25 protein-coding genes and 1 pseudogene are annotated in these 26417 nt (G+C 38.9%); 20 read left to right on the top strand and 6 right to left on the bottom strand.

What is annotated here, in order from left to right:
- Nucleotides 1-2: 2 nt before the first annotated feature.
- The 8 genes and pseudogenes from mrdA to CVP05_RS07735 form a co-directional block, all read left to right on the top strand.
- The gene (mrdA, locus tag CVP05_RS07700) at nt 3-1958 is read left to right on the top strand and encodes a penicillin-binding protein 2 (protein WP_100288989.1); all 1956 of its coding nucleotides are present in this window, start codon (nt 3-5) and stop codon (nt 1956-1958) included.
- Between the two features lies 1 nt (nt 1959).
- On the top strand, nt 1960-3075 hold the full coding sequence (gene rodA, locus CVP05_RS07705; protein WP_100288990.1) for a rod shape-determining protein RodA: 1116 nt from the start codon (nt 1960-1962) through the stop codon (nt 3073-3075).
- 1 nt (nt 3076) lies between these two features.
- Entirely contained in the window at nt 3077-3976 is a 900-nt protein-coding gene (locus CVP05_RS07710; RefSeq protein WP_165773139.1) for a septal ring lytic transglycosylase RlpA family protein, read from the top strand.
- A gap of 26 nt (nt 3977-4002) precedes the next feature.
- Nucleotides 4003-5187, top strand: a complete 1185-nt coding sequence (locus tag CVP05_RS07715) for a serine hydrolase (protein ID WP_100289092.1) — start codon at nt 4003-4005, stop codon at nt 5185-5187.
- A gap of 3 nt (nt 5188-5190) precedes the next feature.
- The gene (locus CVP05_RS07720) at nt 5191-5823 is read left to right on the top strand and encodes an NUDIX hydrolase N-terminal domain-containing protein (protein ID WP_100288992.1); all 633 of its coding nucleotides are present in this window, start codon (nt 5191-5193) and stop codon (nt 5821-5823) included.
- 214 nt (nt 5824-6037) lie between these two features.
- Complete coding sequence (locus CVP05_RS07725) at nt 6038-8413, top strand: factor H binding protein domain-containing protein (protein ID WP_100288993.1); 2376 nt, start codon at nt 6038-6040, stop codon at nt 8411-8413.
- 77 nt (nt 8414-8490) lie between these two features.
- Nucleotides 8491-9924 (top strand): surface lipoprotein assembly modifier, encoded by a 1434-nt coding sequence (locus CVP05_RS12900; RefSeq protein WP_423739127.1) that lies wholly within the window; start codon nt 8491-8493, stop codon nt 9922-9924.
- A pseudogene (locus tag CVP05_RS07735) lies at nt 9914-10045 on the top strand (IS3 family transposase); the annotation flags it as partial. The gene CVP05_RS12900 and the pseudogene CVP05_RS07735, both read left to right, overlap by 11 nt.
- Before the next feature lie 58 nt (nt 10046-10103).
- On the opposite strand, the gene CVP05_RS07740 reads toward CVP05_RS07735, so the two are convergent.
- The 6 genes from CVP05_RS07740 to CVP05_RS07765 form a co-directional block, all read right to left on the bottom strand.
- The gene (locus CVP05_RS07740; protein WP_100288994.1) at nt 10104-11399 is read right to left on the bottom strand and encodes an NAD(P)H-dependent oxidoreductase; all 1296 of its coding nucleotides are present in this window, start codon (nt 11397-11399) and stop codon (nt 10104-10106) included.
- Nucleotides 11400-11420: 21 nt separating this feature from the next.
- Entirely contained in the window at nt 11421-11792 is a 372-nt protein-coding gene (locus CVP05_RS07745; RefSeq protein ID WP_100288995.1) for a PTS glucitol/sorbitol transporter subunit IIA, read from the bottom strand.
- A 67-nt stretch (nt 11793-11859) separates the two neighbouring features.
- The gene (srlE, locus tag CVP05_RS07750) at nt 11860-12864 is read right to left on the bottom strand and encodes a PTS glucitol/sorbitol transporter subunit IIB (protein ID WP_100288996.1); all 1005 of its coding nucleotides are present in this window, start codon (nt 12862-12864) and stop codon (nt 11860-11862) included.
- A gap of 30 nt (nt 12865-12894) precedes the next feature.
- Nucleotides 12895-13413 (bottom strand): PTS glucitol/sorbitol transporter subunit IIC, encoded by a 519-nt coding sequence (gene srlA / locus CVP05_RS07755; protein WP_100288997.1) that lies wholly within the window; start codon nt 13411-13413, stop codon nt 12895-12897.
- A gap of 23 nt (nt 13414-13436) precedes the next feature.
- Nucleotides 13437-13817, bottom strand: coding sequence for a transcriptional regulator GutM (locus CVP05_RS07760; protein WP_100288998.1), 381 nt, complete (start codon nt 13815-13817; stop codon nt 13437-13439).
- Nucleotides 13817-14779, bottom strand: coding sequence for a sugar-binding transcriptional regulator (locus CVP05_RS07765; RefSeq protein ID WP_100288999.1), 963 nt, complete (start codon nt 14777-14779; stop codon nt 13817-13819). The genes CVP05_RS07760 and CVP05_RS07765 overlap by 1 nt, the downstream gene beginning before the upstream one ends.
- 395 nt (nt 14780-15174) lie before the next feature.
- On the opposite strand from CVP05_RS07765, the gene ybeD reads away from it, so the two are divergent.
- The 12 genes from ybeD (at nt 15175) to CVP05_RS07825 (ending at nt 26383) form a co-directional block, all read left to right on the top strand.
- Nucleotides 15175-15483, top strand: a complete 309-nt coding sequence (gene ybeD / locus CVP05_RS07770; RefSeq protein ID WP_100289000.1) for a DUF493 family protein YbeD — start codon at nt 15175-15177, stop codon at nt 15481-15483.
- Nucleotides 15483-16145: a lipoyl(octanoyl) transferase LipB gene (lipB, locus tag CVP05_RS07775; protein ID WP_100289001.1), complete on the top strand. Its 663-nt coding sequence runs from the start codon at nt 15483-15485 to the stop codon at nt 16143-16145. The genes ybeD and lipB overlap by 1 nt, the downstream gene beginning before the upstream one ends.
- Nucleotides 16146-16162: 17 nt before the next feature.
- Nucleotides 16163-17125 carry a lipoyl synthase gene (gene lipA / locus CVP05_RS07780; protein WP_100289002.1) on the top strand — a complete coding sequence of 321 codons (963 nt, stop codon included), beginning with the start codon at nt 16163-16165 and terminating at the stop codon, nt 17123-17125.
- A gap of 304 nt (nt 17126-17429) precedes the next feature.
- Complete coding sequence (nrfA, locus tag CVP05_RS07785) at nt 17430-18923, top strand: ammonia-forming nitrite reductase cytochrome c552 subunit (protein WP_100289003.1); 1494 nt, start codon at nt 17430-17432, stop codon at nt 18921-18923.
- A gap of 84 nt (nt 18924-19007) precedes the next feature.
- The gene (gene nrfB, locus CVP05_RS07790) at nt 19008-19661 is read left to right on the top strand and encodes a cytochrome c nitrite reductase pentaheme subunit (RefSeq protein ID WP_100289004.1); all 654 of its coding nucleotides are present in this window, start codon (nt 19008-19010) and stop codon (nt 19659-19661) included.
- Entirely contained in the window at nt 19658-20335 is a 678-nt protein-coding gene (gene nrfC / locus CVP05_RS07795) for a cytochrome c nitrite reductase Fe-S protein (RefSeq protein WP_100289005.1), read from the top strand. Before nrfB ends, nrfC begins: the two co-directional genes overlap by 4 nt.
- The gene (gene nrfD, locus CVP05_RS07800; protein WP_100289006.1) at nt 20332-21285 is read left to right on the top strand and encodes a cytochrome c nitrite reductase subunit NrfD; all 954 of its coding nucleotides are present in this window, start codon (nt 20332-20334) and stop codon (nt 21283-21285) included. Before nrfC ends, nrfD begins: the two co-directional genes overlap by 4 nt.
- 194 nt (nt 21286-21479) lie before the next feature.
- Complete coding sequence (gene nrfE, locus CVP05_RS07805) at nt 21480-23378, top strand: heme lyase NrfEFG subunit NrfE (protein ID WP_100289007.1); 1899 nt, start codon at nt 21480-21482, stop codon at nt 23376-23378.
- Nucleotides 23375-23908: a DsbE family thiol:disulfide interchange protein gene (locus CVP05_RS07810; protein ID WP_100289008.1), complete on the top strand. Its 534-nt coding sequence runs from the start codon at nt 23375-23377 to the stop codon at nt 23906-23908. The genes nrfE and CVP05_RS07810 overlap by 4 nt, the downstream gene beginning before the upstream one ends.
- Complete coding sequence (gene nrfF / locus CVP05_RS07815; protein WP_100289009.1) at nt 23905-24372, top strand: heme lyase NrfEFG subunit NrfF; 468 nt, start codon at nt 23905-23907, stop codon at nt 24370-24372. The genes CVP05_RS07810 and nrfF overlap by 4 nt, the downstream gene beginning before the upstream one ends.
- On the top strand, nt 24369-25202 hold the full coding sequence (locus CVP05_RS07820; RefSeq protein WP_100289010.1) for a TPR domain-containing protein: 834 nt from the start codon (nt 24369-24371) through the stop codon (nt 25200-25202). Before nrfF ends, CVP05_RS07820 begins: the two co-directional genes overlap by 4 nt.
- Nucleotides 25199-26383 (top strand): BaiN/RdsA family NAD(P)/FAD-dependent oxidoreductase, encoded by a 1185-nt coding sequence (locus tag CVP05_RS07825; RefSeq protein ID WP_100289011.1) that lies wholly within the window; start codon nt 25199-25201, stop codon nt 26381-26383. Before CVP05_RS07820 ends, CVP05_RS07825 begins: the two co-directional genes overlap by 4 nt.
- The last annotated feature ends 34 nt before the right edge of the window (nt 26384-26417 follow it).

Raw genomic sequence — 26417 nt, forward strand, 5'->3', positions numbered from 1 at the left:
TTATGGATCTGAAAAAACTTTTGTCACAGCCTCAGCATGATCCCATTCGTGATGCAAAAGCAGAACGAAATTTATTTGCACGTCGCGCGCTGATAACATTTATTGGTGTGCTGGTATTGACAGGCGTGTTGCTGACCAACTTATATCATTTACAGATTACCAATTATGAGAGTTATCAAACCCGTTCCAACGGTAATCGTATCAAATTGTTGCCCCTCCCGCCGACAAGAGGATTAATTTATGATCGCTATGGTCAACTTTTAGCCGAAAATCTCACCTATTTTGGTTTATATATTGTCCCTGAAAAAGTCGATAATTTAGACCGCACTTTTGATGAGTTACGTTCCATTATCGGGTTAACCGATGAGGATATTGAAAATTTTAAAAAAGAGCGTCGCCGTTCTTCACGCTATACCCCAATTTTATTAAAACCGGATCTAACCGAAGAACAAATTGCGCGTTTTTCTGTGAATCAACATGCTTATCAAAGTATGGAAGTTCGCCCTTATTTTACGCGACATTATTTATATGGCGAGCCATTGACTCATATTTTGGGCTATGTGGCTAAAATTAATGATAAAGACGTGGAGCGTTTGAAAGCTGAAGATAAATTAGCAAACTATGCGGGCTCACATGATATCGGTAAATTAGGTATTGAGCGTTTTTACGAAGATGAACTGCATGGTGTAACGGGTTTTGAAGAAGTGGAAACCAATAATCGTGGAAAGGTGATTCGTAAGTTGCGGGAACAACCTGCAATTGCGGGGAAAAGTATTCAATTAACCATCGATTTAGAATTACAACGTTACATAGCGGAGTTAATCAGTGGTTATAACGGTGCGGTAGTGGTGATGGATCCTGCGGACAGCAGTATTTTAGCCATGGTGACGAATCCAAGTTATGACAATAACCTTTTTGTGGGCGGGATCTCTAATACGGATTATCGTCGCCTATTGAATGATGACAATCGCCCATTATACAGCCGCGCGACACAAGGCGCTTATCCCCCTGCTTCTACAGTAAAACCATTTATGGGGGTAGCGGCGTTAGAAGATAAAGTGATTACAACCTCAACGACGATTTGGGACCCGGGTTATTGGATTCTACCTAATACAACCAAACGTTATCGAGATTGGAAACGTTCAGGACATGGTTCAACAGATTTATATAAAGCGATAGTGGAATCTTCAGATACTTATTTTTATCAGCTTGCTTACAATATGGGCATAGATAAAATGTCTGAATGGATGAAACGCTTTGGCTTTGGTTTGCCGACGGGGATTGATATCCGTGAAGAGTCTTCCGGCATTATGCCAGATCGTCAATGGAAAATGAAACGTTATAAAAAACCTTGGGTACAAGGCGATACGATTCCGGTTGGGATTGGACAAGGGTATTGGACTGCTACACCATTACAATTAGCCAAAGCGACAAGTATTGTGGTGAATAACGGTCGTATTAATACGCCTCATTTGATGAAGCAAATCATTGGTTCAACGGTTGAACCTTATAAAGATCCTTTATTATATGAAGATATTAGTGAGCCGCCTCAAGCTTATTGGGACGCCGTAAAGCGCGGTATGTATGGCGTGATTCATGGCGCGATGGGAACCGGGCGCAAAGCCTTTGTCGGTACAAGTTATCGAGCAGCAGGTAAGTCGGGTACTGCTCAAGTATTTAGTCTAAAAGAAAATGAAACTTATAATGCGAAGAATTTGTCTAAACATTTACATGACCATGCATGGTTTATTGCCTATGCGCCTTATGAAAAACCGAAGATGGTTGTGTCAATTATTTTAGAGAATGCGGGCGGAGGAAGTTCGGCTGCTGCGCCTGTAGTGCGAAAAATTATGGATTATTATTTGAATCAACGTTTACCTCAAGTCGAAAAATTGCAAAGTGAAAAAACGTCAACACGCGATGCAGAGATTGGAATAGTCACACCAGAGGCGAATTAATATGAATAACGAAAAAAGTTTATTATTTCGCTTGTGGGAGCGATTACACCTTGATTTTTTATTATTTCTAGGTTTGTTAATGATTTCCGGTTATGGCTTGCTGATGCTTTATAGTGCTTCAGGGGGCAGTGAAGTCATGTTTCGTAATCGTGTTATCCAAGTTGCGTTGGGATTTGCCGTGATGTTTGTTATGGCGCAATTTCCCCCGCGTTTTTATCAACGTATTGCCCCCTATTTGTTTATTGTCGGGGTGATTTTACTAATTTTGGTGGATTTAATTGGTACAACGAGTAAAGGCGCGCAGCGTTGGCTTGATTTAGGGTTATTCCGTTTTCAGCCTTCAGAAATTATTAAGCTTTCTGTGCCATTAATGGTAGCGGTGTATTTGGGGAAGCGAGCTTTACCCCCAAGTTTGTCTAATACACTTATCGCGTTAGTATTAATTATCGTGCCGACCTTATTAGTGGCGATTCAACCTGATTTAGGGACATCTATTTTAGTGAGTGCTTCAGGCATTTTTGTGGTGTTTTTAGCAGGTATGAGTTGGAAATTAATTGGCGCTGCTGTTATTGGGCTAGCCGGTTTTATTCCTATTTTGTGGCTATATTTGATGCATGATTATCAACGCACTAGGGTAATGACTTTGCTTGATCCAGAAAAAGATCCGTTAGGTGCAGGGTATCATATAATTCAATCAAAAATCGCGATAGGTTCTGGCGGATTGTTTGGAAAAGGTTGGATGCAGGGAACGCAATCGCAATTAGAATTTTTGCCTGAACCTCATACGGATTTTATTTTTGCGGTATTAAGTGAAGAATATGGTATGGTTGGCGTATTAATTTTACTGGCGATTTATTTATTTATTGTGGCAAGAGGTTTAATTATAGGTGCACAAGCTGAAACCGCGTTTGGGCGTATTTTAACAGGCGCATTAACATTAATATTTTTCGTTTATGTGTTCGTTAACATTGGTATGGTGAGTGGCATTTTACCGGTGGTTGGTGTGCCTTTGCCATTGGTAAGCTATGGCGGCACTTCATTTGTGACGTTAATGGCAGGATTTGGATTGATTATGTCTATTCATACACATAAACGAAAGCTTTCTAATGGAAACTAATATGAATTATAAGAAAATATTGACTGTATTATTTGGGGTATTTGTGTGTTTTTCGAGTTTTTATGCGCAAGCAGAAACAAAAAAACTCTATGGCATTGAAGGGGCAAAATTAAATAAAGCAACTTCAAAGGCAAAGGTATATACCTATAAAGTGAATGGTGTCGCTTATACAACGAAAAGCCATGAAAAATCAAAAAATTATATGAAAGAAGGGATAGCAAGCTATTACCATACTAAATTTAATGGCCGTAAAACAGCGAATGGTGAGATTTATAATCCAGCAAAATTTACAGCGGCACATAAAACATTGCCGATAAATTCTTATGCCTTAGTAACTAATTTGCGTAATAATCGTAAGGTAATCGTACGCATTAATGATCGAGGGCCATTTTCTAATAAACGTTTAATCGACCTCTCTAAGGCGGCTGCTGCAGAATTGGGAATGGTAAAAGCGGGATTAGCAAAGGTCAGGATTGAAGCGCTTCATGTGGATAAAGCCGGTCGTGTATCAGGGGCGGGAGTAAAAACCTTAGCTAAAACAGCGAAAAATACAAGTAAACTGGTATTAACAGATACTCAACCAACAAAAGTTGCGACAACACCCGCTCAACAAGTTCAAGCCAATGTAAAAAACACAAAAGTGATGACGGCTGAAAAAAATGCACAGGAAAATGGCCCCTATTCAGTACGTATGAAAAATGTCAAAAGCCGTACGGAAGCGGAAGAACTCGTGGATAAATTAGCGATGCGTAATGTCAAAACTGAGATCTTGAATAATGGAAAAAATTATGAAGTTTTATTCCATGCGATTAATAGTCAGGCAGACGTCAATCAATTAAAGCAAAAAATGCATCAAATTGATAAAAAACAATCAATTCAAATTTATACTTATAATTATTAGCTTAACATTTAGGAGGAATGGCAGAAATGTTAACCAAAGTGGTTCGTCAGAGCAAAATAACCTTAATTGCCGGTTTATCTATGATGTCATCATTGGCATATGCCAATGATCCGGATTATGGCATTGTCCCACCACAAATTAATGCACAAACTTATATTTTAATGGACTACCATTCTGGTGCTGTATTAGCAGCAGCCAATCCTGATCAACGTCAAGCACCGGCATCATTAACGAAAATGATGACAAGTTATGTGATTGGTGATGCGATTAAACAAGGGAAATTACACCCAACAGATATGGTGACAATTACGGAAAAGTCTTGGGGGAAAAATTTTCCTGGTTCATCAAAAATGTTCTTGAATTTAAACCAACAAGTCTCAGTAGATGATCTTAATCGTGGGATTATTATTGTATCGGGTAATGATGCTTGTGTCGCGATTGCAGAGCATATGTATGGTTCAGAGCAAGCATTTATTGAACAAATGAATAAATTTGTTCGACAATTTGATTTAAAAAATACACATTTTGAGACTGTGCATGGTTTAGATCATGAAGGCCAATATTCTTCGGCTAGAGATATGGCGATAATTGGCGCACATTTAATCCGCGATTTGCCAGAAGAGTATAAGATTTATGCAGAGAAAGAATTTACTTTTAATAAGATAAAGCAACCTAATCGCAATGGTTTGTTGTGGGATAAAAGCATGAATGTGGATGGCCTAAAAACAGGGCATACCAATTCAGCTGGGTATAATTTAGTGGCCTCCGCGACTCAAAATAATATGCGTTTAATTTCTGTTGTAATGGGCGTTGACAGCATGAAAGGGCGTGAGGTTGAGACTAAAAAACTTTTACAATGGGGCTTTAGCCGCTTTGAAACCTTTAAAACCTTAGATGCAAATAAAACGGTTTCTGAACAAACGGTTTATTATGGGGCTGAGAATAAAGCGCAATTAGGTGTACTTGATGATGCATTTATTACCATTCCAAAAGGCCGTACTGCAGATTTGAAGGCACGTTATGAATTAGATAATAAGAATTTGCAAGCGCCACTAGTCAAAGGTCAAGTGGTTGGCAAAGTGATTTATCAATTAGATGGAAAAGATATTGCGGCAGTCAATTTACAAGTCATGCAGGACGTTGAAGAAGCTGGCTTTTTTGGTAAAGCATGGGATTGGGTGATTTTAACGGTTAAAGGATTGTTTGATTAACATATGGATAATCCAACCTTATTACAAGAACCTTGGCTGAATTGGGCGATAGAAATTCAAAGCATCGCCCAAGCTGGCTTGGCTTACAGTACTAATGTATATGATTTAGAACGTTTTGAAAGGCTGCGGGAAATATCCGCTGAAATGCTGAGCCATAAAACCGGCATTTCAACGGATAAAATCAAAGATTTGTTTTGTAACGAAATCGGTTATCAAACGCCAAAAATTGATACGCGAGCGGCTATTTTCCAAGATGATAAAATTTTATTGGTACAAGAAAATGACGGCTTATGGTCGCTGCCAGGCGGTTGGGTCGATGTGTTTGAATCTTTAGCCTCCAATACCATTAAAGAAGTGAAAGAAGAGGCGGGGCTTGATGTGTTGCCGGAACGGGTGATTGCCTTACATGACCGTGATAAACACAACCCCAAACCATTCCCTTACGGCATTCTTAAAACCTTTATTCAATGCAAACTACTTGGCGGTGAATTTGTAGAAAATAGTGAAACGCTGGCTTCGGGTTATTTTGCTTTAGCAGAATTACCACCGCTATCGGAAGAGAAAAACACCCGCGAACAAGTTGCATTGTGCTTTGAAGCTTATCACAGTGAAAGTTGGGTTACACAGTTTGATTAGCATAAAAGGTGCAATGGACAAAAATTCTACATTTTTGTCTAACTTTTTGGGGGCAGATCAAATCTACTCACTTTTCTTTTTCCTTTCCCAAACAAGCGGTGATTTTTTTCAAAAAACTTGCAAAAAAAGACTTGATTGACAGTTGTTTTTTTTTTGTACAATTTCAGGTGTCGAATTAACCTAGATTTTGTTATTCTTTTATGAGGAAAAACCTATGTCTATCAAAAAAACAACCCTAGCGACGATGATTTTATTATCATTAACTGCTTGTCATCATCATACTCGCCACGTTGAAAATCCTGCTGACCCTAAATTAAGAAATCAGGTAACGCAACTGACTAATCAACTTAAAGCTCAAGAAAATAAAACGCAAACGACACAAAATAACTTGTCGGATGTAGAGAGCAAATTAAATAAAGCCTTAGCCGCTCAAAAAGCTGCAGAGGATAAGTTAAAAAATACACCCAATAATGCACAGTTACAAAAAGACTTAACTAATGCTAAGAATGAAGTAGCTAAATTGCAAAATCAGCTTAAAAAAGAGGTTGATGCCGTACAAGAAAAAAATAAGACGGTTGCCGACTTGGAGAAAAAACTTGCGGACACTAATCCAACTTTAAGCCGTGAAGAAGTTTTAGCTAAAGCGGTGGCTGTTGGTTTACCAAGTGGTTGGGCGACAGAATTAGCCGATGATATGCAAAATAAACCGCTTGCAGATGTACAACGTAAAATTGATTTAACAGTGAAAAGCCGTACATTAAGACTATTAGCAATGAGTTACGGTTTAGATAATCAAGCAGCGCGTGCATTCCAAAGAGCGAATATGGAAAAAAGTTTTGATGAAGCTGAGGCGATTTTAGCTAAACAGCAAGAAGAACGTGAAAAAGCTCAACGTGAGGAGTGGGAAAAGCAACAAGCGGAATGGAATAAACGTAACGAACTTTATAATAAACTTTCTGGAATTGGGGTTTATGGCAGCGAAGCAGATGAATTTGTGAATACTTATCTCAATAGTGATGAGCAGGAAACCGCTTTAAATCGTTTAATTGCAGAAAAAGAAGAAGCAAGTCGATTGGAAAATAAACGAAATAATCTGCGTGATCAATTTTATGATGTTGTTCGATTGAGTTACGGTGAGCTTGCAAATACATTTGTAGAGCAATATCTTAATGCAACGGAAGATGAAATTGAAACTAAATTGACCGAATTAAAAGAAATCAAAGATATTCTAGAAGCAAAATTTAATGGGACCAGTTTGCCTTATTCTATACAAGATCAATTTTTAGCAGACAACTTATTTAAAACAGCTACGGAGCAAGATAAAGCTCTAGCTGATCTGTCTGCTAAAAACGAAGCGATTATTTCACAAGCAATGGCAAAGGGCTTGGATCAAACTGAAGCGAGAAATTTTGCTTATAGCTACTTTAATAACACAGATGCAGAACGAGCAACAGCATTAGAACGCGTGGCTCAAGAAAAAGTGCAACGTGAAAATTCTCGTGCTGAACTAACTGCAATGGCAGAAGAGGCGGGTTTATTTGAAGGATATTTTCCTTTTGGTAATAGCAATTATTATGGACAACTAGATGGCTTTGTTTCTAATAATTTAGGTAAAAGTAAAGCAGCAGCTAAAATTGCTTTAGACAACCTATTAAAAGATCCTGAAGTGAAAAAAGGGATTTTAGCGAAGTATGCGAAAGAATTAGGGTTTGAACTATATCAATATTACGGTATTGATATAGGGGAAATTATTGATCAGTTATCTACTCAAGAATTATCGGAAGCAAAAGCTGAATTAGTAAAAAGAAAAGAGATTACTTCACTTATTAGTGAAGCAAATGTATATAGAGGTTCAAGCTCTTACGAGTTTATTAGAGCATTTGTAAGCAACTATCTCAAGCAAGATATTTCAGTAGCAGTTGCAGAAGTAGAACGTTTAAAACAGCGTTATGAATTTGTAAAAATTTATTTGGCAAAATTTAATATCGATTTAGCTAAAAATAGCTCATATCTCGCTAACATTGATTATCATCTAGAGGATAACGAGGCTCAATTAAATGACTGGATTGGTATCACAAAAGGGCAAATTGTAAATATAAACCATAATGATTATAGTTATGGTGATTATAGTTCTGATACCACAAAAATTTATGCTCAAGAGTATTCAACTGTTGTAGGTAGAGATACATCTATGGCTAATGGTTATGATGGTTCATTAACTATAACCACCATTGAGGGAACGGAAACCAAAGTATTACCGCAGGAAGGACGAGCTAATTATGTAGGTAAAGCATTTATTGGAATTGGTGCTAATACTAATGATGAAGGTTCATTATCTTATGATGTAAACTTTACTGAACGCAAAGGTTCGGGAACGATTACAGGTATTGAGAGATATGGTGATGTTCTCTTAAATGAAGCACCGATTGTAAATGTGGGGATTGCCGGTACAGCAACCTCATCAAGTGAGACCGGTAACTACGAACTGAAATTCTACGGTCCAAATGCCGAAGAAGTAGCAGGTAAAGCCAGCTTTGGTGAAGGCAAGGACATCGGCTTCGGCGGTACTCGTGGAGAGATCCAAAAATAATTTAAATTCACCTTAATTTGATGGGGCGTAGTGATACGCCCCTGTTTCCATTTCATCAGCCTTAAAGTTATCGTAAAATGCAAAAAATCCTTAAAATTAGTCCGCTTGTGTTGATGATTTCAACCGCATTTGCACAAGAGGTAAACACCATTTCAGCCCCGAAGCCGATTTTCTTTGAAGATCAGTCCTTTGAGCCAGAGCAACCTGCCGTAAAAAATCAGTCAAAGGTGGAGGCATTACCGAGTTCTGTGAGATTGACAGAACCACTGTCTGCCGATAAGTTGGAACAGCAGATCACCCAAATGCTTATTCAGCAAAATTGGCAAGCGTTAAAGCCGTTATTGGCTCAGTATCAAATTCAGCCAAATAGAGATGAAATTTTAATCCGATATGCACAGGGGGCGTTAGCTCGTGCAGAAAAAGATTACCCGCAGGCGGTGAAATTGTACCAACAAATTACCGTTGATAATCCCAATTTAATTTATCCTCAATTTGATTTGGGGGTAATGTTATTTGAGAATAAACAATATCTTCAAGCAGAACAGACATTAAAACAGGTTCAGCCTTATTTATCGGTTGAAATGCAAAAATTAACCGACCGTTATTTGCAAGCGATCGAACAAGCCCAAGGCTGGCAGATGGATTTCCGTTTGCAATATATTCAAACGGATAATGTAAATAATGCGTCTAGCCAGCGAGAAATTCAGTTAGGCGGAATGACTTTTATTAAAGAAGAAGGCTCTTTGCCTCAAAAGGCAACGGGCTTTCGTTATGGTATTGGTGCAAGCAAAGAAACCAATTTAAGCGGTCATTATTTTTTGACGTTAAATGGCGATATTGGCGGTGTACATTATTGGGATAATCAAGATTATAATGAAAAATCGCTCTATTTTTCTACGGGTTTAAAATATCGTAGCTATATTCATACGGCATCTATTTCGCCTTTCTGGGAGCAAAATTGGCTTGGTTCTGCTCGTTATAGCCAAAATTATGGGGTCAATATCGCTTATAGCCGTGAGTTATCGGATAAATTTTCGTTATCCAATCGTTTTACCCATACGCAAAAACGGTATAAAGATAAAAATACCGCAGCACGTTATGATGGCTACTTAAATGGGTTAAATAGCACACTGTATTATTATTTAAATCCAAATATCACATTATTTGTCGGGGCGGATTTTCAACGAGAGATTAACCGAGATAAAGCGGAAAGTTCCAATAAATGGGGCGGTAATATAGGTACAATTCTGCGTGCGAAACAGATTGGATTACGCCTAAGCGGTGGTTACTTTAAACGCCATTTTAGAGCCAATAATTTTTACACCCAAAATCAATATAAGCGTTTAGATAAAGAACGGCAATTTAATGCCTCAATTTGGCACGAAAAATTGCAGTGGAAAGGCTTTGTACCGAAATTAAATTATAAATATCGCCGAATAGACAGTAATATCCCACAGTTTTATGCTCGACAAAATTCGGAATGGTTTATGACGGTGGAGAAAGTGTTTTAAAACTTATGCGGATCTTGAACAAACTCTCCACGACTACATTCGTTATTACAATAATGAGCGTATTCAGATAAAATTAAAAGGACTGAGTCCAGTACAATACCGAAATCAGTCCTGTGATTAGTGTCTAACTTTTTGGGGTCAGATCAATTTTACCGCACTTTTTTATGTAACATGATAATTTACTTGGCAAATATTTTATCTTGCTCTTGACGTAATTTGTAGATTAAGGTGGAAGTATCCAACTCAATCATATCCAGTGTGATCAATTGGCCTTTTTTCGCATCTTTCAACATACGAGCATTTTTATTTACCAAGCCGTAAGGCACGTAGCCTTTGGCATCGGATTCTTGTTTGGTGGCGATGGAACCGTGAGTGGTGTAACCGCCGATTCCGTCAATGGTTTCACCTGCTTTGAGATCTTTTTTCGCAACGGTGATACATTCACTGACCAAATCGCCTTTCGGTACGATGGTGGCTTCGTTGTCAATGACAGCTTTGGCAACGCTTAACGGAGTTTCGAGATTACATAAATGATATGGACGATAAAGCACCCATAACGGTCCTGGCCCCATACTGTGATAACGCCATTGGTAAGCGATTTCTTCATTTTGATTGGAAACCACCACGAACACACCTGGCGCAATGCCATTGACGTATTCTACGACACCGTGTCTGTTTAAAATACCACCTTCAGATTTTAAGCGATATAAATCCGGTAAGTCTTTTACAGTGCCTTGTACGCCGTGACCGCCGATAACATCAGGGATTAGTCCAGTTGCATTAGACATTGCCGTCATTTCTACCATCGTTTTTGTTCCGTCTTTGAAAGAGCAGAGCATTTTCGGATTCATTTTACGGCGAATAGCTTCTTCCATCACGGTGTCCGGATTACATTCATAATCCAATTTGTTATTTTTGCCTTTACCCATCACTTTAACTTCCATTCCAATTGCGGTGGCAAAGTCATAGAGTTCCATGACGGCGCCTGGTTCATCACCAGCAGAACCTGTATAAATTACGCCATTTTGATCAGCCAAACGTTTTAAATAAGGGCCAATGACGACATCGGTTTCTACGTTTAGCATGACGCAATGTTTTTTATTGTTCATGGCATCCGTGGCGACTTTTGCTCCCACATCGGGAATACCGGTAGCATCAATAGCACATTGCACCAAATCAGCATGGGATACCAAATCAATATTTTCGGTAGCCACATATTTTCCAGCTTCAATCCAACGATTTGCCTCAGCCAGAGTGTTGACAATTTTAATGTCACTGTCATCGACACCCGCATATTTGAATGCATTCACTGCACTTTCCACATTAATATCTGCTACGATGGCCGGTGTCATACCTTTCATAAGCACCATTTGGGTGATCATACCTCGTCCCATTTGGCCTGCACCCACAATCCCTGTTCTAATTGCTTTGCCTTCTTCTGCTAATTTCGCAAGTTTACGATTCATATTTAACATTGTTTTTCTCCATTAATTTCATTAAATAATTTTGATTTGGCAGCCTACATAAATGTCTGCTGCGGATATTTTTTCATTGCCTTTTACATTGATATAACCCGGCATCTTGGCTTCACTTTCACCGTTGAAACACAATGTACAATGTCCTAATTCTTTAAAAGTGCGCTGGGCTTCTTCGCCTACGGCGGTAATTTCAAATTGTTTATCACCGAAATAGAGGGTGTCGCCAGCGACTAAAGGGCTGAGTACTTCAGATTTTGAGTGTAATACGGCGACTTCTTTCAGCTCTTCGGGCGCGCCGTGATTAAATAAAATAATGAAATTCAGGCTTTCATCTTCCAAAAACATTAAAGCTTCTTCGCCCCATTCTGTTATTTCACTGTAATATTTCATAAGTATTCCTTTGATATGATGTTGATTATGTTGCCGCTGTTTGGCGGCTGCCTTGTAAGTCATATGTTTAGTACAGACCAAAGCTGCATAAGTAAGCGATAATCACCGCTAACGGGCCGGTAATCAGGCGTGAGTACAATACTGCCGGTACTCCGTATTCAATGGTGTCAGGATCAGCTTCTCCCAAACTTAGCCCCACAGGAATAAAGTCCGCACCTACTTGGGCGTTAATGGCAAATAATGCTGGCAATGCGTATTGTGGAGGAATATGACCTAAACCAATCTGCACTCCCAGTAATGTTCCGACAACTTGCGCTATCACGGCTCCAGGACCGAGTACCGGAGAAATGAACGGCAAGGCACAGATGAATGAAATAGCAACCATGCCAGGCAGGGTACTGGCTAACGGTGAAATAGTTTTGGCGATCACATCGCCCACACCGGAGGCTTGAATAATCCCCAGTATCATGGCAACGAAAGCCATAAACGGTAGAATGCTTTTCACCACCATATCAATGGTTTCACGCCCTGCTTGATAGAATTTGTTGACTACACCACCAATACCGATACCTAAACGAGTAACAAAGTTTTTCGGCTTATCGGCGTTCATTTTGGCAATTTCCGCTTTGGCTTGCTCTTTGGTTTTCGGGTGATAATCGGTTTCTTGGGAGCTTGCGGCTTGTGATGAAGTCGCAAGGTTTTCCTCAGTGGCATAGGACAGGCAATTTTCTTTTACATCGGATACGTAAAGTTCCTCCGTAATAAATTGTGCCAATGGGCCTACTTTGCCTACCGGAGTTAAATTTACGGTCAAAATATTTTTGCGAGGATAGACGCCACAACGAGCAGTACCACCGCAATCTACTATAGCCAGCAAAACCTCATCATCAGGAACACCGGTGTTAAAACCATCAACCGCTTCCGCACCGGTCATTTCCGCAATTTTTGCGGCTAACGGGTGAATACCGCCGCCTACGACACTGATGATTTTATTTTTCTTTTCAGTTGGTTGAACGAATAGTGGTCCGCCCCAGCCGCCAGATCCTTTTTTAATTACAATTGCTTTGTACATAATGTCACCTTAAATCCTGTTATTAATGAATTACTCTGCTTTGGAACGCATATAGAGATAAATTTTTTCGGTAATGACACCGCGCAGGAAAATCACAATAACCCCCACAAGGAAATATCGAATAGCTAAATCACCCAACGGTAATCCCAACGTTGTGATACCTGCAGCAATGCCCATATAAACAAAGAGTTCACCGCCGTTGGCGTGCGGGAATAAGCCGGTGACAGGATGTAAAAAACTGACATTGGCATCAAAGAAAGCCGGTTTATATTTTTGTTCTACAAACCGCCCGAAGGTATAGCTCATGGGATTTCCTAGAAATAGCACGGCTAAAATCGGTAATACGGTATAGCGGGTAATAATGTTTTTAGTCGCTAGCTGTGCAATACTATGCACACGTTCTTCCCCAATTAATTTGATGATTGAGCTAACGGCAGTCATCAAAATAATAATCAGTGGAATAATGCCAGTAACCCAGCTTGAGAAAATGCCTGCACCGGTTTTAAATAAATCAATAAAGCCATTGGCAAGTGCGGTAATAAATTCCATAGTTTTCTCCTAAAGAAATATAATTAATTTTCAAGTTTATTTTTTAGTAGGGTAAGAGCTTGAATATAGGCTTGATACCTCCTGCTTTTTTGCTGCGTGAGTTCGTTGTAATGAGCTAATAATTCCTTTACGTTTTTTCCAATAATTTCATTATTGGTTTTAAAGCGATTAAAAATCGTCATGCCGTTTAATACACGGGCATCTAATATTGTTCCGTCTGTATTACAGGTTAAAATGACGTATTCACTATTAAAAATATGTTCTCTACCGCCGACAGCAAGATTATTATTTTCTTTTTTTATTTCTTTCATGGTTTGACGAAAATTTCTAACTTGCCAAAATGCACCGAATGCTTGTAAGGAAACTAATATTAAGAAAATTAAAAAGACAATATGTATATTCATTAATTTATTCCCTGCTTATTTAATAGTTTTAAGGCAGATTTCAGATCGATAATTAATGTATTAATATAGCCACCATTAATTGCCCCATAAACGGAGTCGGTTTTATTTTCATCTAAAGATACGCCGACACGAATAGGTACTTTTTTAATTTGATTGGTATTAATTCCTATCACTCTTTCATTAAAAGATTTAAATTTATTAATATCCCCCTTAATATCAAAAAAGTTTAAACAAATATCGCCCACCGCGCCTTGAATATAAAAATCTGTTAAAATTTGAGGGTCGATATAGCCTTCATTAAGCAGAGTGGAATCTTTGCGGCTGCCTAGCCCCATAATCAATACGTCTAGATCGTCGTAATAATTAATCACATTTTTTACAATCTCTTCTTTAGCAAATTCCTTTGCTAACAACGAATTAGAAAATATTGCCGGCGAATAAAACTCTAATGCCGTGCCGCCGAATACATGAGCAAAGCGAGCCGTAACATAATTAGAGTGCATATCGTTATTCTTTTTACCCACACCACCTACAACGGGAATAAAGGTATAATTTTTATGATGATTTGGCTCAAGGGTATTATTAATAGAAATAATTAAGTCTCTTAACGTTTTTCCCATTGAAATACCAATATTAGAAGCGGTTTGTAGAGTTTTATTAATAAATTCAAAAATAATTTTATTAGAAGCATAGCTATATAAATTATTATTATCTAAAACTAAAACATCTAATAAATTAAACTTATCTTCTATTCTTCTTCCGATTTCATAAGTTTTATTTGATTCAGGCGTTTTAATACTAATAGCAACAATTCCATCAGTTATGCCTTGTTTTAATAATCTAGACGTTGTTGGTCTTGAAATTTTTAATATTTTAGAAATCTCTTCTTGATTTTTATTGTCAAGGTAATAAAGGCAGCAGCATTTATAGATTAAATGTTCATCTTCAATATATTTTTTCATTTTTATTTCTCGATATTGAATATTTGTGTTCCATATTATTTTTTTTTTTCTCAAGCTGAAATTTTGTAAAACGTGATCTTTGTCACGAAGATATGCATTTATTTTTACATTTTGTAAAAATTCAGATCCTTTATTTTCTATTTGTAAAAGGGAATGAAAGGAAAATTTAATAAATTAGAATAGGATAGGAATAAAATAGTGTGATCCTGAGCAGATCCTAGATGATTTGATGTCGTCTCAATATAGACTTGTAAGTGACGATTTTGACCTTATATAGAATAACGCAAAAGAGCGGTCAGTTTTGTCGCTGTTTTGTATTATTTCCTTGTGAGAAACAAAATAGGTATAATACAAGTGATTGGATAGAGAACATAAGAATAGTGGAAGGATGAATTATGTCAGTAGAAACAGATAAAAAAGCAGTGAATTTAGCGGAAATTCCTCAACAACAATTAAAAGACTTATTGGAGTTTCCTTGCGCGTTTACTTTTAAAGTGGTCGGTAAAGCAGATCCTGCGCTGCCTGATCGTGTGGTCGCTGTGGTGCAAAAACATATTAAAGGGGACTATACACCAGTTGTGAAAGAAAGTGGTAAGGGGACTTATCACTCGGTATCGATTACTGTGACAGCTGAACATATTGAGCATATTGAAACCTTATATAAAGAATTAGCAGAAATTGAAGGCGTGAGAATGGTATTGTAATGGCGACGACGGCAAATGTAATTGTGCGTGAATTAGGCGTACAGCCTTATGAAGATATTTGGCATAAGATGCAGGCCTTTACTGATGGGCGTGATGAAAATACGCCCGATGAAATTTGGTTAGTGCAGCATCCAAGTGTATTTACTCAGGGGCAGGCTGGCAAAGCGGAACATCTTCTTTATCAAACGGATATTCCTGTTGTGCAATCCGATAGAGGCGGGCAAATTACTTATCATGGTATTGGGCAGCAGATTATGTATGTCCTCATTGATATTCGTCGTCATAAGCAGCAAGATCGTGATTTTGGCGTGCGTGATCTAGTGACCGCATTGGAACAGGCCGTTGTAAAAACTTTAGATGATTATGGCTTGAAAGCCTACCCCAAACCCGATGCGCCGGGCGTTTATATTGATGAAAAGAAAATTTGCTCTTTAGGGTTGCGTATTCGTAAAGGGTGCTCTTTTCATGGTTTGGCGTTGAATATCAATATGGACTTATCGCCATTTCAACAAATTAATCCCTGTGGTTATATGGGATTAGAAATGATTCAGTTATCTGATTTTGTCGGTAAAGAGATCCAGTGTGAAGCGGTTTCGTCAAAATTAGTTGCTTACTTTACGACAATTCTCGGCTACAATAGCCAACAAATTTGTTATCAATAAAACGAGGACACACTTTAATGGGGACTCCTTTCAAAATGGAGCGTGGTGTTAAGTATCGCGACGCGGCTAAAACATCAATTATTCCAGTAAAAAATATTAATCCAGAGCAAGAATTGCTTAAGAAACCGGAATGGATGAAAATTAAACTTCCGGCAAATTCAGCGAAAATTGAAAGTATAAAAAATGGTATGCGCCGTCATGGTTTGCATTCAGTATGTGAAGAGGCGAGTTGCCCAAATTTACATGAGTGTTTTAGTCATGGGACGGCTACTTTTATGATCTTAGGGGCAATTTGTACCCGTCGCTGCCCGTTTTGTGATGTTGCACATGGAAAACCATTACCTCCAGATCCAGAAGAGCCAAAAAAATTGGCCGAAACAATTCAAGATATGAAATTAAAATATGTTGTTATTACTTCTGTTGATCGTGATGATTTGCCTGATCGTGGTGCAGGGCATTTTGCAGAATGTGTGAAAGAAATTCGCGCATTAAATCCAGGTATCAAGATTGAAATTTTAGTCCCTGATTTTCGTGGACGTATTGAGCAGGCATTGGAAAAATTGAAAGATAATCCGCCAGATGTGTTTAATCATAATTTGGAAAATGTGCCACGTTTATACCGTGAAATTCGCCCGGGTGCAGATTATCAATGGTCTTTAAAATTGCTACATGATTTTAAACAAATGTTCCCAAATATTCCGACGAAATCGGGTTTAATGGTCGGATTGGGCGAAACTAACGAAGAAATTTTGGAAGTGATGCAAGACCTTCGTGATAATGGCGTAACGATGTTGACTTTGGGTCAATATTTACAACCAAGTCGTCACCATTTACCTGTTGCGCGTTATATGCCGCCGGCAGAGTTTGATATGATGCGTGATAAAGCTGAAGCTATGGGATTTGAACATGCAGCTTGTGGTCCGTTTGTACGCTCTTCATATCACGCTGATTTGCAAGCGAGTGGGGGCGTTGTAAAATAATCGGGTTTGCCTCCTTGTCTTAAACCAAATTGGTTGAACTATTAAATGATCCCTCTATGTCAATAAGAGGGATTTTTATTTTTCGTTTTCTTCATATTTTTAGTAACTCTAAAGAGTTATTTTCTTATCAAAAAAACAACAATTGATTTTCAAATTTTGATCAAGAACAAAAAAACTTCACATAATTCTAGAAAAGTACTCATATTTTGTTATTTTATCCTTGAATAAATTTAAATTTCCTTGTTTATCTTGTTGTTTTTAATGAGAAAAATTCTCATTAAAAATAATGTGGTGACAGTTCTTAATGTCAATTGTTAGTGGAGTAATTATCGTGAACATCGTCAGAAAAAGCTTAGTTGCAGCAAGTGCTGTTTTGAGCTTAGCATTAATTTCTCAAAATGCCCTTGCAGAATTCAAATACACTCCGATAGAGCAAGAAGTAAAAGCGCCAAACCCCGAATTAAAAATTGAATCTGCTAACCATAAGTTTGCAGATAAATATCCAAAACAATTCAAAACATGGGCTGATACTTCAAAATCAACTGCTCTTGATTCCGTTAATGAAGAAGACCCTCGTACAGTTGTTCTTTGGGCAGGTTATGCATTTGCTAAAGATTATAAAAAGCCACGTGGCCATTTTTATGCTGTAACGGACGTGCGTAATATTTTACGTACAGGTGCACCTGGCGTGACAGGTGATGCTCAGCCAATGGCATGTTGGACTTGTAAAGGCCCTGATGTAGCGCGTTTAATTGCTGAATGGGGTGAAGAAGGCTATTTTAGTGGTAAATGGTCGAAAGGTGGGGCAGAAGTGGTGAACTCTATTGGTTGTGCTGACTGTCATGATACGACTTCACAAGATTTCGCTGAAGGTAAACCGGCATTACGAGTGGCGCGTCCTCATGTGTTACGCGCATTTAATAAGTTAGACAAAGAGTTTGACACAATGGATCGTACAGATCAGCGTGCGGGTGTGTGTGCAAACTGTCATGTGGAATACTATTTTGCAGGGGATTTAAAACAAGTGACTTTCCCTTGGGAAAAAGGTGTGACAGCAGATGCCATTGAAGCCCATTATGATGAAATAGGCTTTACAGATTGGACGCATAAATTATCCAAAGCACAAATGCTGAAAGCACAGCATCCTGATTATGAAACCTGGTCATTAGGTATTCATGGTAAAAATGGTGTGACTTGTATTGATTGCCATATGCCAAAAGTGAAAGGCGCAGATGGTAAGGTATTTACGGATCATAAAATTGGTAATCCATTTGATGCTTTCGAGAGTACCTGCGCAAATTGTCATGATCAAAGTAAAGAAAAATTACAAGATATCGTGAAAACGCGTAAAAAAGAAATTAAAGATGTTATGTTGCGTTTAGAAGATCAGCTGGTACATGCCCACTTCGAGGCCAAAGCTGCTTGGGATGCGGGTGCAACCAAAGAAGAAATGGAACCGGCATTAGTGGATATTCGTCATGCGCAATGGCGCTGGGATTATTCTGCAGCGGGTCATGGTGGCCATATGCATGCACCTGATGTTGTGTTACATGTGTTGGGTACTGGGTTAGATAAGGCTGCAGATGCGCGTACTAAATTAGCCCGTATTTTAGCAAAACATGGTGTGACGGAAGCTGTGAAGATTCCAGATATATCAACAGCTGAAGCTGCATGGAAAGCAGTGGGGATCGATATTGAAGCTGAACGTAAAGCGAAAGATGAGTTCCTCAGAACCGTTGTTCCTCAATGGGATAAAGAAGCGAAAGAAAAAGGTTTGCTTCCTAAAGATGAAAAATAATTTAAAAATGACCGCACTTTGCTGATAGGCAGTGTGAACAATAAAAGTGCGGTCCATTTTCAAAAAGAAATTGAGGTAACAAACATGAGCTTACATTCTATTTTAATAAAAGGGAACAAACTGCTTGCGCTGCTTATTGGTGTGGTAGCTTTAGGTTTGCCTCTTATTGGGCAAGCGGAGAAGGTGGCGGAGAGCGAAAATAAAGCAGTCAGTCCGTTAGTTTATGAACCTGAATTAGAAAATCAGCGTGATCCAAACCAATATTGTGCTCAGTGTCACAAATTTGACGGGACAGAAGAACAATCCGGTGGGGTGTTTCATGCAGGTAAATTTCACGGTATTCATTTAAGTAAAAACAGTCCAATTACAGGTAAACAGATTACTTGTGTAAATTGTCATGGCAACATTTCTGAAGATCACCGCCGTGGCGCAAAAGATGTCATGCGTTTTGAAGGGGATATTTTCTCGGATAAACAGCCTATGTACACCGCACAAGAGCAAAATCAAGTGTGTTTTGCTTGTCACCAGCCGAAAAAACTGCAGGAAAAATTATGGGCGCATGATGTACATGCCATGAAATTACCTTGCGCAAGCTGCCATACATTACATCCTGAAAAAGACGCAATGAGTGGCATTGAGAAAAAAGAGCAAGTGAAATTGTGTGTCGATTGTCACGGCAAACAGCTTGAACTGAAAGAACAAGGTAAACCTCTTACTGAACATAAGGATGGTAAATAATGAGTTGCTCACGCCGAAATTTTATTTCCGGCATAGGCGCCATTGCCCTTGTGTCGGGGATCCCCATTAAGACTATTGCGCAAAGTGAAGAGGAAACAAAGACCATTCGTTATGCGATGGTGCATGATGAAACGGCTTGTATAGGGTGTACAGCTTGTATGGATGCTTGTCGGGAAACCAATAATGTGCCAGAAGGTGTCTCTCGATTAGAAATTTTGCGCAGTGAACCGTATGGCGAATTTCCAAATCAGGAATATGAGTTTTTTCGTCAGTCTTGTCAGCATTGTACCAATGCTCCTTGTGTGTCTGTTTGTCCGACGGGCGCATCATTTATTGATCCGAAAACCGGGATTGTTGATGTGCATAAGGATTTATGTGTAGGCTGTCAGTATTGTATCGCGGTATGTCCGTATCGTGTACGCTTTATTCATCCTGAGCACAAAACGGCAGATAAATGTAATTTCTGTCGTGATACTAATTTGGCACAAGGTAAACAGCCTGCTTGTGTGGAGGCATGCCCAACCAAAGCATTAACTTTTGGTGATATGAATGATCCGAATAGTGAAGTGGCCTTAAAGGTCAAATCTAACCCAGTATATCGGACGAAAGTTGAGCTAGGTACTCAGCCGAATTTATATCATATCCCATTCCAACGTGGAGAACCAAGACGATGACACTCGATTATCCTGTTCCGTTCCATACTCCAAATCTTGTTTGGGATTCAAGCATTGCAATTTATCTATTTTTACTGGGTATTTCTTCCGGCTCTTTGTTGTTGGCAATTTTATATAAACGTAATCGCCAATTGGAAAGACCAAGTGAGAACTGGATTATTCGTAGTGCCGCAGTGCTTGCTCCATCAACAGTGATTATTGGTTTATTGTTATTAATTTTCCATTTAGCAAGACCATGGACATTTTGGTATTTAATGTTTAATTACCAATTTAATTCTGTCATGTCGATGGGGGTTGTTTTATTTCAGGTCTATATGGCTGCGGTATTTTTATGGATAGGAATTATCTTTAAGCGCGAGATTGCGGCCTTGTTACCAAAGTTCAAATTCATTCCAAACATACTTGGCTGGTTTGAACGCTTCACAAATTTGCTTGAATTGGTTTTATTGGTATTAGCGGTCTTACTTGGTGCATATACAGGCTTCTTGCTTTCTGCCTTAATCAGCTACCCAATGTTGAATAACCCTGTATTACCTGCATTATTCCTTGCCTCAGGTACATCATCTGGTATTGCGGCAGTCTTTTTAGGCATTTTGATCATTGGTAAATTAAAAGGGCATTCAGATGAAGTGCATTTTATGCATAAATTTGAAGTGCCGATTATGCTGGCTGAATTATTCCTGATCGTGTGTTTTTTTGCAGGACTATATTTTGGCGGTGGTCAAAAACTGGTTGCGATGCAGACCGCCCTTAGTGGTTTTTGGGGGACTGTGTTCTGGATTGGTATCATGTTTATTGGGATCCTAATCCCTCTACTTGGTAATTTAGTTGTGAGTGATAATCTTAAATATAACCGCAATTTTATTATTATGGTGTCGATCTTTGACTTAATCGGTGTGCTGTGTTTACGTTACTTTATCTTATATGCAGGTCAAATGACGATTGCTTAGTGGATTTATTTTTATAAAATAAAAGAGTATCATACAATTTGTGGCTAATATTGTTAGTCGTTATCTAAAGTAAGGTTATTGCTTTAGCTTAATAGGTAAACCGCATAATCTGATATGGTTAATGTAAGATTTATTCGCGATTAAAGGCGTATATTGAATACGCCTTTTTTGTCATAATTTTATTTGGTAACTTCATGATCCCAGAACTTGGTTTTATTGCTTTACTTTTTGCGACTTTTTCTGCTTTATTGTTGTCCATATTACCCCATATTGGCATTCAAAAACGTGCTACAGTTTGGATCAGTAGCGCATGGCATTTCAGTTATTTATTAGGCATCTTTACTTGTATTTCGATTGCTTGTCTCGCTTATGCGTTTGCAGTAGATGATTTTTCAGTGGAGTATGTTGCTGCCCATTCCAATTCCCAATTACCCACATTTTTTAAAATTGCGGCGACATGGGGGGGACATGAAGGCTCCATGTTGTTTTGGTTATTTGCTTTAAGTTTATGGGTGATGCTATTTGCTTGGGCAAGCCGTAAAATTGATCCGATTATTGCTGCGCGTAGTTTAGGGATTTTAGGGCTAATTTGTTTGGGATTTTGTCTATTTATCCTTTTTTTATCTAATCCTTTTATTCGTATTTTTCCTCACCCACTAGAGGGGCGAGATCTTAATCCCATGTTGCAAGATGTCGGATTGATTTTTCATCCTCCTTTATTGTATTTAGGCTATGTGGGGTTTGCGGTCAACTTGGCGTTGACATTAGCGGCTTTATTAAGTGGTCATCTTGATGCAGCGATTGCCCGCTGGATTCGGCCATGGGTGTTAGTATCATGGCTGTTTTTAACTCTTGGAATTGCCCTTGGGTCATGGTGGGCATACTATGAACTTGGCTGGGGCGGCTGGTGGTTTTGGGATCCTGTAGAAAACGCCTCATTAATGCCATGGTTACTCGGTTTAGGATTACTGCATACTTTGGCCGCGACTGAACAGCGGGGGATTTTCAATTATTGGACAATTTTATTTTCCATTTTTGCTTTTGCTTTCAGTGTATTAGGGACATTTATAGTGCGTTCCGGTGCACTCACATCTGTTCATGCATTTGCCATTGATACATCACGTGGTGGAGCATTATTATTCCTGTTTTTTATTTTATTAGTAGCTGCTTTGAGTATTTTTGCTTTTAAAGCCAATATTGTATCGCGTAAAGTGCATTTTACCTTCCTGTCTAAGGAAAGCTTGATTTTATTGGTTAATATCTTGTTTACGGTGGCGACTGCGAGTGTTTTTCTTGGCACATTTTACCCCATGTTATTTACAACACTCGGTTGGGGATCAATCTCTGTTGGGCCTCCATATTTTAACAGTATTTTTATGCCGCTGATTGTGGTTGTGCTATGTGGCATGATTATTGCTTTAGTGGCACGTTGGAAAAAAATTGATCCTCTACTTTTGCGAAAACGACTTATCTTTTTAGTGCCTGCTTTGTTATTAAGCGGCGTAATTCATTATTTCGTACTGAAGCAAGGGAGCACGCTGCGCTTTCATTTAGTGGCTTTTGCATTGCTGACTTTAAGTCTTTGGGTGTTAATTGCAACGTTATGGTGTAATTGGTTCAAATTAAATGTTAAAGCTTGGGGAATGATGTTGGCGCATGCCGGTGTTGCGGTAACGGTGATTGGGGCAGTTATGAGTAGTTACTATGGTAGTGAAATTGGCGTGCGCTTAAAACCGAATGAAAGTGAGACACTGAGTGGTTATGAGTTTCGTTATTTGGGTTTTAAAAATGAACTCGGGCCGAATTTTACGAGTGAAAAAGCGCATTTTGAGATTTATAAAAATCAACAATTTTTAACCGCACTTTTCCCCGAACGCCGGCATTACGATGTGCGTACTATGAATATGAGTGAGGTTGGCTTACAATGGGGATGGTTTGGGGATTTATATATTGTTATGGGAGATAAAGTCGGGGTCAGCGAGTTTACCTTCCGCCTACATTATAAACCTTTCGTGCGTTGGTTATGGTTTGGTAGTTTGATGATGGCAATCGGGGCGTTATTGGCCGCGCTTGGATTAAGGAAAGTAAAATGAATAAAAAAAAGCTTATTTTATTTTTGCCTTTAGTTTTTGTATTCGCAATTTGCTTATTACTGTTAGCCGGCTTGCAGCAGGATCCGAAAAAAATCGCTTCTGCTTTAATTGGTAAACCCGTCCCTGAATTTCATTTACCGAATTTACTTTCGCCACAACAAGTACTTAATAATAATCATCTGCCTAAACAATGGCATTTACTTAATGTGTGGGGGAGTTGGTGTAGCTATTGTCGTGAAGAACATCCCTTTTTAATGAGCCTAAAAGCAGAGGGCGTACAAATAGTTGGGCTTAATTATCGAGATAAAGTTCAAGGTGCGGTGGAGATGCTACAAAGAATGGGGGATCCTTTCTTATTTAGTATAGATGACAGTCAAGGTAAATTGGCGCTAAATTTAGGGGTAGATGGGGCGCCTGAAACCTATTTAGTGGATGAAAACGGTGTGATTCGGTATCGTTATTCAGGAGCGATTAATCAAAAAATTTGGACACAAGAATTTTTACCTGAAATTGAAAGGTTGGCGCAATGAAGGGATATATTGGATTAATATTATGTTTGGTGATGTTTATCGCAAAAGCAGAGATGGTGGATACTTTTCAGTTTAATTCACCTGAAGAACGTTCTCGAGCTGTCGCGTTGGCAAAATCGTTGCGTTGTCCACAGTGTCAAAATCAAAATTTAGTCGAGTCTAATTCGCCTATTGCCTATGATTTGCGTCTTGAAGTGTATCGTATGATTGATGAGGGCAAGAGTAATGAGGAAATTATCCAAGCCATGACCGCGCGTTTTGGTAATTTTGTGTTATATAAACCGCCTTTTGATTGGAAAACAGCGTTACTTTGGTTATTACCCGTTACATTATTATTACTCGCGTTGCTTTTAATGTGGTGGCATGTGCGTAGGCAACAATCTACAACTGAAAGAACAATATTAGATCATCAGCAGCAACAAGCACTGAATGCGTTATTAAGTAAAACGGAACAACGAAAATGACTTTATGGATTGGTATCGGGATTTTCATTTTGATTATCGTGATCGTAATGCGCTGGCAGGTTGCGCAAAAAATTGATTGGCAAAAAAATCATCGCCAACAATGGAATGTCGATTTATATCGAGAGCGTTTGCGGGCTAACTTGTCTCCGGAATTAGCCGATGAAATGAGCCAACAACTTTTGCAAGATGAGCAACAATTAAAAAATCAATCTTTTATTCAAAAAAGTGCGGTGCATTCTACGTATTTTTTTTATACGCTCTTATGGGGGTTGTTAATTGTGTTGCCACTTAGCTATTATTTTTCTTTAAGCCGTTATGACGTGGTGGTGACGGGGTTACAAGATTCAAAAGACTATCTCCATACCGTAGAAAATAGCAGCGCGACAGAGAAAAATGATAATCGTTTGATAGCAATTCAAAATAAATTACGTCAAGATCCCAATGATGGTGAAAACTGGTATCAGCTAGGACAAATTTATTTATTTAATAATGAGTTTGATAATGCGCTTGAGTCTTTATCTCGGGCTGCGGGCTTATTGGGCGACAAGCCACATATTTTAAGTGCTGCAGCAACGGCACTGTATTATCAGGCGGGTCAACGTATGACAGAGCAAGTGAAGCAATTAGTCGATAGAGTATTAGCAGACGATCCTGCGGATACCGCGAGTTTATCCTTATTGGCCTCTGATGCGTTTTTAAATGCAGATTATGATCTCGCCCTGAGTTTATGGCAACAAATTTTAGATAGCCAACGCGTGCATGTGGAACGTCGCGCGATTATTGAGAGTATGCAAATGGCAGAAAAATTAAAAGGAACGCAACGTCCGTGAAATCACAGGTTATTATTATTGGCGCAGGAGCGGCCGGATTATTTTGTGCCGCCCAATTAGGTCAAGGTGGTAAATCGGTTACGGTTTTAGATAATGGTAAAAAGATTGGCCGAAAAATTCTCATGTCCGGTGGCGGCTTTTGCAATTTCACCAATTTGGAGGTTGGCTCTCAGCATTATTTGTCGAGTAATCCTCATTTCGTTAAATCCGCTCTAGCGCGTTATACTAATTGGGATTTTATTAGTTTAGTCGCCCAATACAATGTACCTTACCATGAAAAAGAGTTGGGCCAACTGTTTTGTGATAATGGCGCACAAGATATAGTGGATATCTTGCAAAAGGAATGCATTAAAGGCAAAGTCAATATCCAATTGCGCCAACAAATTAGCGCAGTGAAACAGCTAGAACATGGTTTTGAAGTGGTCGCGAACGGTCAATCTTGGACCTGTGAACAACTCGTTATTGCAACGGGGGGATTATCTATGCCAGGTCTCGGCGCGACACCTTTTGGTTATCAAATTGCAGAACAATTTGGTATGAATGTTATATCGCCACGAGCGAGCCTTGTTCCTTTTACTTACCGAGAAAGTGATAAATTTCTAGCCGCTCTTTCGGGTGTTTCTTTACCTGTTCGGGTATATAGCCAATCAGGTACCTCTTTTGCTAATCAGCTCTTATTTACTCATCGAGGGCTTTCTGGACCGGCAATTTTACAAATTTCAAATTATTGGCAACCTAATGAGAGTATACGAATTAATTTATTGCCTCATGACCATGTTGCAGATATTTTGCAACATCAGCGTCAATCTTCGCCGAAATTGCAGTTAAAAACCGCATTAAATCGCATATTACCGAAAAAACTTGTGGAACTTTGGTTAGAGCAGGGAATATTTCAAGATGATACGTTGGCCAATCTGAGTAAAGTGCGGTTAAATTCTGTGGAGAATATTATCCACCATTGGCAGTTTACCCCGAACGGTACGGAAGGCTATCGCACCGCAGAGGTGACGATGGGAGGCGTTGATACCCATCAAGTTTCCTCAAAAACAATGGAGGCATTAAATATTCAAGGCTTATATTTTATTGGTGAAGTATTAGATGTCACCGGCTGGCTTGGTGGCTATAATTTCCAATGGGCATGGAGTTCGGCGCATGTTTGTGCGCAAGGGATTTTGAAGTAGTCGCTATTTTTACTGAGATTTTGCCTAAGATCCA

Origin of the sequence: Conservatibacter flavescens, assembly GCF_002795425.1 — a bacterium.
In the GTDB taxonomy this organism is placed as follows: Bacteria; Pseudomonadota; Gammaproteobacteria; order Enterobacterales; family Pasteurellaceae; genus Conservatibacter; species Conservatibacter flavescens.